Genomic DNA, 9,741 nt, shown 5'->3' with positions numbered 1-9,741 from the left:
TCGGGCTTTGTTGAAGCTGACGTCACATCACATCGTGAGGGTGGGCTGGGGCGTATCGGGCGTTTCGGACGGAACGGTCTGCTCCGGCTCCTTCCGCCCACGCACCACCAGAACGCCACCCACCACCGCGAGCACCAGACCGGTCACCCCGGCGCCGATCGGCAACGTCGTTCCGACCAGCCGCAGTTGGCCGCTGTCCCGCTTCGCCTGCCGCACCGCTTCCTTCTGCGTCTCGGTCGTGAACGAGACCTTCCGGCTGTCCAGCAGCACCGCCGCGTCCTTCTTCCCGCCCGGCGCCCGCAGGGTCCGCTTCGGTCCGGTCTGCGCGTAGATCACGCGTCCCGTGGCCTGGTCGACGACCAGCTCGAACCCGTGGTTGGAGTACCACTCCTCGGCCAGCACCTGCGGCCGTTCCGGCTGGTCGACGAGACTGCCCGGCACCATCCGCGTACCGGTCCTGGTCGGCGGCACGGAGCCGGTGAACTTGTAGCCCGTGTAGCCCTGGATCTTCTCGGTGCCCCGGTAGCGCAGCACGACCGTGTCGCCGAGGGTGTTGTCCCACCACTGGTACGAGCGTTTCTGCACGTCGAAGGGGAACTTCAGATAGGCCTCGCCCTCGATGTAGGGCTTCTCCCCGCAGCAGTGCACGGGCCGGTTGGTCTTCCGGTCCGTCACCCAGCGGTGCGGCGTGAAGTCCAGTGCGTCGTGCGGGTCGGCGGCCGGCAGCGACTTGTCGGTGTCGACCGTGGTGATCACGTCCCAGACGGCCTTGCCGCTGCGTTCGCTGTCCTCGACGTTGCCCCGGACGCGTTGCGTCACGGTGATCTTTCGGTCGGGTACCGTCTCGATCCGGTCAGTGTCGAAGACGCTGCCCCGGCCGGTGTAGACGGCGGTCGTGTCGATGTCGATCGGGTTCACCGCGGCACGCGGCTGCACGTACCAGGCGAGCAGTGGCGCCAGCACCAGCAGGAAAGTGCCGAGACCCAGCAGGACCAGGGAAAACGGAGAGGTTGTACGGCGCATCCAGGCACTCCAGTGGCTTGGGACGGCTCGACGTACGAGAGGACCGGCACGGCTCGGGAAACGGCACGTGCGGCTGGGCCGGGAACCGTAGGCCGCTCTTGACGGGGTGTCAATGCTTGTCGAGACTGGGCGCGACAGGCAGGGACGGGACGCCGGGGTGGGGACGACCTCCGGACGACCTCCGGACGAAGCCGGACAGGAAGGCTGACCCTGCGATGTCCAGACTGGTAGCCGCCGCGCTGACCGTCACGTTCGCCGCCGCCCTCGCCGTGGGAGCCGCGCTGGGCGTCGTCGCGCTGCTCGAAGCCACGCCCGACCAGCCCAACACGCCCTTGATCACGTACGAGCGGACCGGGCAGGGGAGTTGACGGATGACGGCCGCCCGCACCGGAACCGTCACCACACGCTCGGCCTGGCACGACGTACCGCGCTTGCAGGTGCGCCGGTTCGCGGCCGTCGCCATGGCCGAGGCGCCCGAGCTCGCCGAGGAGATCCTCGGCGAGATCCAGCGCGAGTACCCCCATCTGCCCTTCGTCCTCGACGACTCCGGCGAGCCGATGGCCCTCGTCGGCATCCGCCGCGCCATCGAGGTCTTCGTGCAGCACCTGGAGAACTCGGAAGGGCGGCCCACCGTCCCGCCCGGCGTCTTCCAGGACTTCGGCCGCGGTGAGGGCCTGGGCGGCCGCTCGCTCGACTCCCTCCAGGCCATCTACCGCCTGGGCGTACGCCTGGCCTGGCGCCGCTTCGCCGACATCGGCCAGCGCGTGGAGATCCCGCCCCCGGCGATGTACGAACTCGTCGACGCGGGCTACGAGTACCTGGACGGCCTGGTCGACCAGTCCGTACGCGGCTACGCCGAGGCCGCCGCCCGCCAGGCCGGCGAACGCCTGCGCCTGCAACGCCGCCTCATGGAGTTACTGCTGGCCGAGCACCACCGCGGCGACCCCACCGAGGCCTTCACCGAACGGGCCGCCCGCATCGGCTGGCCGCTGCCGGTCAAGGTCGCGGTCGGCGTCCTCCTCCGCCCCGCCCGGGAAGCCATGGCCCCCGCGGTCGGACAGGGCGTCCTGCTCGACATGGAGTACGAGCAGCCCCGCATGGTCGTCCCCGATCCGGACGCGGCAGGCCGCCACGAACTGCTGCACCGGGCCCTGGCCGGCTGGTCCGGCGCGATCGGCCCGCCCGTCCCGCTCGCCGACGCGGCGAAGTCGCTGCGCTGGGCGGAGGCGGCGGTCCGCCTCATGGAACGCGACCTGCTCCCCTCCGGCGAGGTCCTCCACTGCACCGAACACACCGAGGCCCTGGTCCTCCTCCAGCCCGAGGAACTGATCGACGACCTGGCCCTGCGCTGCCTGGCCCCGCTGGCCCACTGTGGCCCCACCCACGGCCGCCGCCTCGCGGAGACGCTACTGGCGTGGCTGGAGACGCGGGGCGGAGCGCCGGAGGTGGCGGCCCGACTCGGCGTCCATCCGCAGACGGTCCGCTACCGCCTCCGTCAGATCCGGGAACTGTGGGGCGAGGAGATCGACGACCCCGACCGCCGCTTCGAACTGGAACTGGTGCTGCGGGCGCAGCGGCTGCGCGGGGAGCTCGGGGGGATACGAGACCGACGCCGGAGCTGAGCCTCAGGTAGACGGCCGTGTCACGAACGTGCCCGGAGGGCGGCTGCCCATTGCCCGCCTCCCTCGCTATGGCTAGCCTGTGTTCGTCATGCCGATCGCCTGTTGATATCTCGAACACAGGCGCCTGAGAACACATAGGGAGGGGGCCGGACATGGGACGCCTCGTACCAGCCGTGACCCGGGCTCTCGACATTCTCGAGCTCTTCCTCGACGGAGACGGGACGCTCTCCGCCCCCGACATCGTGCGCCGGCTCCAGCTGCCGCGCACCACCGTGCACGAGCTCGTGACCACGCTCGCCGCCCGCAAGTACATCGTCCCGGTGCCCGGCCAGCCGGGACGCTACCGGCTCGGCGTACGCCCGTACCAGCTCGGCGCCCGCTACGCCGAGCAGCTCGACCTCGCCGCCGAGGGGCAGCAGGTCGCCCGGTCCGTCGCCGAGACCTGCGACGAGACGGTGCACGTGGCGATCCTCGAGGACACGGACGTCATCTACATCGCCAAGGTCGACTCCACGCACGCCGTGCGGATGGTGTCGGCGGCCGGGCGCAGGCTGCCCGCCCACTGCACGTCCGTCGGAAAGATGCTGCTGGCCTCCCTTCCCGAGCAGGAACTCGCCGCGCGGATCCCCGACGGCGCCCAGCTGGCCGCGATGACCCCCAACAGCATCACCGACCCGGCCGCCCTGCGCGAGACCCTGGCCGAGATCCGTGAGCGGGGCCTCGCCGTGGAGAGCCGCGAGTCCAACCCGGACGTGAGCTGCGTGGCCGCGCCGGTCCGCGACCGCACCGGGCAGGTCGTCGCCGCCCTGTCGATCTCCGTGCCGATGATCCGCTGGAGCGAGGAGCGCCGCGCGGAGCTGGAGCAGCTCGCCGTGAAGGGCGCCGCCGAGCTGTCCGAGCGCCTCGGACACCGGAGCGTGGCATGACGACGCGGTACGAGGTGGCAGTCCGGGCCGAGGCCGAGCTCGGCGAGGGACCGACCTGGGACGCGGCCACGGGCCGGCTCCTCTGGATCGACATCCTCGGCTCCCGTGTGCACACCTACGACCCGGCCGACGGGCGTCGCACCGTCCGCCGCACCGAACAGCACGTCGGCGCGGTCAAGCCGCGCGTGGGCGGGGGCCTGGTGCTGAACCTGCGCGACGGGATCGGCCTCCTCGACGCCGACAGCGCCACCGACGGCGACACCGGCAGTGGCACCGGCGGTGACGCCGTCACCGGCTCCGACGGCGGCTTCCGCTGGCTGCACCACGAGCCCGTCCCCGGCCGCCGCGCCAACGACGCCGCCGTCGCCCCCGACGGCACCCTGTGGGCCGGCACCATGCGCTACGACGAGGCACCGGGCGGCGGCACCCTGTCCCGGATCACCGGCGACGGCTCGGTCGAGGTGGTCCTCGACGACGTGACGGTGAGCAACGGCACGGGCTGGAGCCCGGACGGCCGGCTGATGTACCACAACGACACGCCCACCCGCCGCATCGACGTCTTCGACCACGCGGACGGAAAGGTGTCCGGCCGACGGACCCTCGCCGAGATCGAGGTCGGCGCCGGGTTCCCCGACGGTCTCACCGTCGACGCCGAGGGCTGCGTGTGGGTGGCTCTCTGGGACGGCGCCGCGGTGCGCCGCTACACGCCGGACGGTGAGCTGGACCGGGTGATCCCCCTGCCGGTGCCCCGTGTGACGGCCTGCGCCTTCGCCGGGCCCGACCTGACCGACCTCTACATCACGACGGCCCGCGTCGGCCTGGCGTCACCGCCTCCGCTCTCCGGTTCGGTGCTGGTCGTCCCCGACGCGGGCAAGGGCCTGGCCCAGCCGGCGTTCGCCGGCTGATCAGCGCCCCGTCCGGTCCAGCCCCCGCAGAATCCCCCGCTCCTCCTCCGTCAACGGCGCTCCGGCGGCCGGCGGCAACGGCGACCCGCTCAGCGTCGCCAGCACCGTCGAGGGCCGGAGCAGCCGTGCCGGTCCCGTCGTCATGCTCATCACGTCCCAGAGCGCCGACGCCGCGGTGTACGAGCCGGTCGCCGTGCGGATCATGCGGCGCGTGTAGGCGGTGACCAGACGGTCGGCGACCCCGGGCGACCCCCCTCGGGTCCCGGGGAACCAGACGTCCTGGCTCACCGCCATCGTCCACGCAGCCTGTACGGGCCCGGCCACCCGTCGCTGCACGCGCTGGGCGAGTCCGGGCCCGGCGAGGCCCGCCCGCCGCAGTTCGCGGTCCAGCTCCCGGGCGCCCAGCGCGGCCACCGACATGCCCTGCCCGTAGGCCGGATTGAACGTGGCCAGCGCGTCACCGAGGACGACGAGGCGCTCGGGCCAGGGGCGGACCCGTTCCAGGTAGCGCCGGTGGTTGCTGGTGCTGCGGCTGACGTGGACGTCCGTGAGCGGCTGGGCACCGGAGATCAGCCGGCCCACGATGGGGTCGGGCAGGTCCAGGGTGTACTGGAGGAAGGCGTCCGGGTCGGACGGTGGCTCGCCGCCCCCTCGCGTACCGGCGAGGCTCACCATCCAGCGGTCGCCCTCGATGGGCAGCACCATGCCGCTGCGGCCGGGCCGGCCCTGATACGGGTCCGCCTGCACCATGGTCAGGGGGAAGCGGTCGGCGCCCTCCGGAGTGCGGTACAGGCGGGTGGCGTTCACCAGGCCGGCGTCCACCGTCTTCTCGCGCACGTCGTCGATGCCCAGCCCCGCCAGCCAGTTGACGATCCGTGAGCCACGTCCGCTGGCGTCCACCACGAAATCGGCGGGGAGTTCCTCGTCCCCGGCGGCGGTCGAGAGGCGAACCCCCGTGACCCGCTGCCGGGACCCGGCCAGTTCGAGCACCCGCGCCTTGCGGATCACCACCCCGGTGTTGTCCAGCACCGCGCCCCGCACCGCCCAGTCGAGAAGTGCCCGGGTGCACGTCAGCATCCGCGGGCCGGGGTGACGCCAGCGCCGCAACCAGCCCTCGGGCGTGAGGGCGACCATGCCCGAGCCGAGCGGGATCTCGTGGGCACCGGCGGCGAGCAGGTGCTTGCCCATGCTCACGCCGGGCACCAGGTCCTCCATGGAGGCCAGGCCGCCCGCCATGAGGAGATGCGCGTGGCGCCCCTGCGGGAGCCCCTTGCGGTGCTCCGGCCCGTCGGGCAGATCGTCGCGGTCGAGCACGACCACCTCGTCCGCGACGGCGGACAGGGCCGCCGCGGCCAGCATGCCCGCCAGACCCGCACCGATGACGACAGCTCTACGCGACATGCGACTCCTCGCACTCAGCCATGAAGGCTCCCCCCGCCATGAAGGCATTCCTCGACGTCCGGCCGCGGCCGTCAGCCGCACGGACCGTCCCTCGGTACCGGTACGGGTACCGGCGCCGGCCACCGCATCGAGCCACGAAGGCCCTCAGTTCCGGACGGCTCTCACCGTACCTTCACGTCCCGCGTGCGCCACCCTCCGGTGCGAGCCCATCGGCGAACTCCGGTTCCGCCCGGGCCCGCACCGCCCGGATGTCCTCCGGGCGGCGCAGGGCGCGGGACACGGCTCCGATGTCGCGGAGCAGGTCAGTCGTGTCGCGGGCGCCCGTGCCGTCGTCCTCTCGGGCCCGGTTCCTGGTGTCGACCGCGTCCAGGATCGCCACCGTGGCGGCCAGTGCCTTCGCCCGGTCCGGCGCGTGCCCGAGGGCGATGGCGGCGGCGTGGGACCGTTCGCGCAGGTCCTCGTCGATGAACCGGGCGAGCGGCAGCAGCACGTCGCGGATGAACGTCTCCCGGCGTACCAGCCGCAGTTCCGGTGTGGCGCGCAGCAGGAACGGGACACCGCCGCCGTTGACCGTCTTCATGAGCAGGTACAGCGGCCGCAGTTCGTGGTGGGCGAGCCGGACGTGCCAGCGGCCGTGCAGGTACTGCCCGGCGTGCGGAAGGATGAAGCCCACCGCGATCAGAACGGCGGACAGACAGGCGAGCGGCGGGGCCACGGCCGTGCTCAGCCAGTCCAGGTTCCGTCCGGACCAACGGGCCGCCACGGCGGTGAGTTTGGCGGCGTCGAAGAGCAACTGTGCCGCGTAGCCCGCGCCGAGGAACTTCAGACCCCAGCGCAGCAGTGCGTCGAGCCCGTCGGTGCGGATCCAGTTCCAGATCAGCCCGTTGGTGACCAGCGCGGCCACGGTGTGCGCGAGCAGGTAGAGCACGATCATCTCGCGCATGAACGGGGTGTTCGCGTAGTACGTGTCCAGATCCCGCAGCCGCTCCACCGGCACGTCCGCCAGCGCGAACAGCACCCACATCGCGACGATCACACACGAGTAGACCGCCACGACACCGCGCATGGCGCGACGGGTACGGTCCGACGGGTCGCTCAGGCCGTTGCGCCAGGTGATGATCAGCAGCAGACAGGACGCGCAGAACGCGGTGAGCAGCGAGTAGACCAAGGGGCCCGAGAAGTTCGCCACCCCCGTGAGCCGGTTGACCCGCGCGATCGTCGACGGCGCCACGAACACGAACACGGCGCAGGCGAGCAGTAGCAGTCCGCCGACCGCGCGCAGCAGCGGATCCTTCCAGAGCCGGATGATGCTGGGCAGTTTGATGGCCAGGGCCGCGGCCAGGATCCCGGCGGGGATCCACCAGAAGTTCGGATAGAACTGGTTGACGAACTCGACCGGGGTGAGAGCCACCGTCGTCACGGTGCCGTACCTCCTCGCGGCCCCCGGTAGCCCAGCGACCGCTGCACGGGTTCGAGAGGTGAGTCCGGACCGCGTCCGCCCGCCAGCAGCGGCCGGCACACCGCGGCCAGCCGGTGCCCGAAGTCGTCGGCCTCGGCCTCGTCCCGCTCCCGGGAGCCGTTCCGGGCGGCCACCGTCAGCGCGACGTCCTCCCACCCGGGCCGGTCGGCGAAGGCGTGGGCCGCCGCCGTTCCCACCGCGTGGTGGTGGTCGTGCCCCGCGTGCAGGTGCCACAGCTCATGCCCGAGGATGACCAGTTGCTGCACCGCCTCGGCCCGCTCCTCGACGATCACCAGGTCGAAGTCCTGGAACTCGACCCACAGCCCGGTCACCTCGATCTCGTCGGGGAAGCGCTCGAAGCGCAGCTCGACCGGACGCCCGCCCCGCCGCGCGCTCATCTCCACGCACAGCGCCCGGCACAGCGACGGCACATCGGCCGGGACCCGCTCTCGCGCCCGGACCGCGGTGGCGAGTTCGGCGGCCAGGCCGCGCGCGGCGGAGCCATGGCGCGAACGCCTGAGCGCTGCGGCGATTCGGGCGGCCCTGGTCCGCGCGCCCGCGATGTCCATCGCTCCCCCTTCTCACCACCGACCGACGGCGTGGCAGCGCGTCCGAGACTACGCGCCCGAAAGTGTTCGCGTCACGCGATTCCAGTGCCTGTGGTTCAACGGGGAACGATCGCTTCCGCCCAAAAGACGTGCTCAAAGTTCCGGGTCACCCATTGACGTGCAAGCGCTCCGAACTTACGGTCCCGTTCGAAGTGGCGAGCGCCTTTCGGTATGCCGAACGTCGACAGTCGGGGCAGGGAATGGGAAGACCTCAGCGATAAAGCCACGAACCACCCGCAGCCGCCACCGCACAGAACCACCCACCCCGAAAGGCGACCATGCACACCGCCCGCTTCACCCTCAACCCGGCATTCACCATCGGCGAAGTGAACCCCCGCCTCTTCGGCAGCTTCGTGGAACACCTCGGCCGCTGCGTCTACACCGGCGTCTTCGAACCCGACCACCCCACAGCCGACGACAAGGGACTCCGCCAGGACGTCCTCGGCCTCGTCCGCGAACTGGGCGTCACCACCGTCCGCTACCCCGGCGGCAACTTCGTCTCGGGCTACAAGTGGGAAGACTCCGTGGGCCCTGCGGACAGCCGCCCCCGCCGTCTCGACCTCGCCTGGCACTCCACCGAGACGAACCGCTTCGGCCTCTCCGAGTACATCGACTTCCTCCGCAAGATCGGCCCCCAGGCCGAACCCATGATGGCCGTCAACCTCGGCACCCGCGGCGTCGCCGAGGCCCTCGAACTCCAGGAGTACGCCAATCACACGGGAGGCACCGCCCTCTCCGACCTCCGCGTCGCCCACGGCGACAAGGACCCCTTCGGCATCAGACTCTGGTGCCTCGGCAACGAGATGGACGGCCCCTGGCAGACCGGCCACAAGACCGCCGAGGAATACGGCCGCGTCGCCGCCGAGACGGCCCGGGCCATGCGCCAGTTGGACCCCGGCGTCGAACTCGTCGCCTGCGGTTCCTCCAGCCAGTCCATGCCGACCTTCGCCGAGTGGGAGGCGACGGTCCTCAAGGAGACCTACGACCTCGTCGACTACATCTCGCTGCACGCCTACTACTGGCCCGAGGACGGGGACATCGACTCCTTCCTCGCCTCCGCCGTCGACATGGAGTCGTTCATCGACAACGTCGTCGCGACCGCCGACCACGTGGGCGCCCGCCTGAAGTCGAAGAAGAAGATCAACCTGTCCTTCGACGAGTGGAACGTCTGGTACCTGCCCGAGTGGGAGTCGCACGCGAAGACCTTCGAGCAGAACGACTGGCCCGAGGCCCCCCGCCTCCTGGAGGACAACTACAGCGTCACCGACGCCGTCGTCTTCGGGTCGCTCCTCATCGCCCTGCTCCGGCACGCCGACCGCGTCACGGTCGCCTGCCTGGCGCAGCTCGTCAACGTCATCGCGCCGATCATGACCGAGCCGGGCGGCCCGGCCTGGCGGCAGACGACGTTCTTCCCCTTCGCCCAGGCCGCCCGGTACGGCCGCGGCCAGGTCCTCGACGTCCGCGTGGACTCGCCGACGTACCGGACGAGGAAGTACGGCGAGACCGACCTGCTGCACGCCACCGCCGTACGCGCCGACGACGGCACGGTCACGGTCTTCGCCGTCAACCGCGGCCGCACCGACGCCCTCCCGCTCGAGGTCGCCCTGACCGGCCTCGACCTCACCCGGCTCGTCGAGCACAGCGCCCTCGCGGACGCCGACCCCGACGCCCGCAACACCCTGGACGACCCCGAGCGGGTCACCCCGCACCAGGTCGACGGCACCACCCTCCAGGACGGCACGCTGAGCGCCGTCCTGGAGCCGCTGTCCTGGAACGTGATCCGGCTGGCGTAGGCCG

The 9,741-nt window shown here is 71.6% G+C and carries 9 protein-coding genes; 5 read left to right on the top strand and 4 right to left on the bottom strand.

Going from position 1 to position 9,741, the window contains the following annotated elements; all coding sequences use genetic code 11:
* Positions 1–27 precede the first annotated feature (27 nt).
* The gene (locus IE97_RS0115825; protein WP_030239168.1) at positions 28–1,023 is read right to left on the bottom strand and encodes a DUF3068 domain-containing protein; all 996 of its coding nucleotides are present in this window, start codon (positions 1,021–1,023) and stop codon (positions 28–30) included.
* A 215-nt stretch (positions 1,024–1,238) separates the two neighbouring features.
* Here IE97_RS0115825 and IE97_RS42510 point away from each other — a divergent pair, with 215 nt between their 5' ends.
* The 4 genes from IE97_RS42510 (at position 1,239) to IE97_RS0115805 (ending at position 4,476) form a co-directional block, all read left to right on the top strand.
* The gene (locus tag IE97_RS42510; RefSeq protein WP_199807108.1) at positions 1,239–1,391 is read left to right on the top strand and encodes a hypothetical protein; all 153 of its coding nucleotides are present in this window, start codon (positions 1,239–1,241) and stop codon (positions 1,389–1,391) included.
* A gap of 3 nt (positions 1,392–1,394) precedes the next feature.
* On the top strand, positions 1,395–2,645 hold the full coding sequence (locus IE97_RS0115815) for a PucR family transcriptional regulator (protein WP_030239165.1): 1,251 nt from the start codon (positions 1,395–1,397) through the stop codon (positions 2,643–2,645).
* A gap of 152 nt (positions 2,646–2,797) precedes the next feature.
* Positions 2,798–3,571, top strand: coding sequence for an IclR family transcriptional regulator (locus IE97_RS0115810; protein ID WP_030239160.1), 774 nt, complete (start codon positions 2,798–2,800; stop codon positions 3,569–3,571).
* Positions 3,568–4,476, top strand: coding sequence for an SMP-30/gluconolactonase/LRE family protein (locus IE97_RS0115805; protein WP_030239156.1), 909 nt, complete (start codon positions 3,568–3,570; stop codon positions 4,474–4,476). Before IE97_RS0115810 ends, IE97_RS0115805 begins: the two co-directional genes overlap by 4 nt.
* Here the strand turns inward: IE97_RS0115805 and IE97_RS0115800 are convergent, their stop codons facing one another.
* The 3 genes from IE97_RS0115800 to IE97_RS0115790 form a co-directional block, all read right to left on the bottom strand.
* Positions 4,477–5,877, bottom strand: a complete 1,401-nt coding sequence (locus IE97_RS0115800) for an FAD-dependent oxidoreductase (RefSeq protein WP_030239153.1) — start codon at positions 5,875–5,877, stop codon at positions 4,477–4,479.
* 172 nt (positions 5,878–6,049) lie between these two features.
* Entirely contained in the window at positions 6,050–7,297 is a 1,248-nt protein-coding gene (locus tag IE97_RS0115795; protein WP_030239150.1) for a DUF6545 domain-containing protein, read from the bottom strand.
* Positions 7,294–7,905 (bottom strand): hypothetical protein, encoded by a 612-nt coding sequence (locus IE97_RS0115790; protein WP_030239146.1) that lies wholly within the window; start codon positions 7,903–7,905, stop codon positions 7,294–7,296. The genes IE97_RS0115795 and IE97_RS0115790 overlap by 4 nt, the downstream gene beginning before the upstream one ends.
* A 317-nt stretch (positions 7,906–8,222) precedes the next feature.
* Here IE97_RS0115790 and IE97_RS0115785 point away from each other — a divergent pair, with 317 nt between their 5' ends.
* Positions 8,223–9,737 (top strand): alpha-N-arabinofuranosidase, encoded by a 1,515-nt coding sequence (locus IE97_RS0115785; RefSeq protein WP_030239142.1) that lies wholly within the window; start codon positions 8,223–8,225, stop codon positions 9,735–9,737.
* The last annotated feature ends 4 nt before the right edge of the window (positions 9,738–9,741 follow it).

The sequence above is a fragment of the Streptomyces sp. NRRL S-455 genome, from assembly GCF_000717875.1.
Lineage (GTDB): Bacteria > Actinomycetota > Actinomycetes > Streptomycetales > Streptomycetaceae > Streptomyces.
This window is presented reverse-complemented; position numbering and strand designations above follow the sequence as displayed.

Bases quoted from the DNA above. Each gene is read 5' to 3' on its own strand.
- IE97_RS0115825 (WP_030239168.1), bottom strand. From the start codon at position 1,023: ATGCGCCGTACAACCTCTCCGTTTTCCCTGGTCCTGCTGGGTCTCGGC.
- IE97_RS42510 (WP_199807108.1), top strand. From the start codon at position 1,239: ATGTCCAGACTGGTAGCCGCCGCGCTGACCGTCACGTTCGCCGCCGCC.
- IE97_RS0115815 (WP_030239165.1), top strand. From the start codon at position 1,395: ATGACGGCCGCCCGCACCGGAACCGTCACCACACGCTCGGCCTGGCAC.
- IE97_RS0115810 (WP_030239160.1), top strand. From the start codon at position 2,798: ATGGGACGCCTCGTACCAGCCGTGACCCGGGCTCTCGACATTCTCGAG.
- IE97_RS0115805 (WP_030239156.1), top strand. From the start codon at position 3,568: ATGACGACGCGGTACGAGGTGGCAGTCCGGGCCGAGGCCGAGCTCGGC.
- IE97_RS0115800 (WP_030239153.1), bottom strand. From the start codon at position 5,877: ATGTCGCGTAGAGCTGTCGTCATCGGTGCGGGTCTGGCGGGCATGCTG.
- IE97_RS0115790 (WP_030239146.1), bottom strand. From the start codon at position 7,905: ATGGACATCGCGGGCGCGCGGACCAGGGCCGCCCGAATCGCCGCAGCG.
- IE97_RS0115785 (WP_030239142.1), top strand. From the start codon at position 8,223: ATGCACACCGCCCGCTTCACCCTCAACCCGGCATTCACCATCGGCGAA.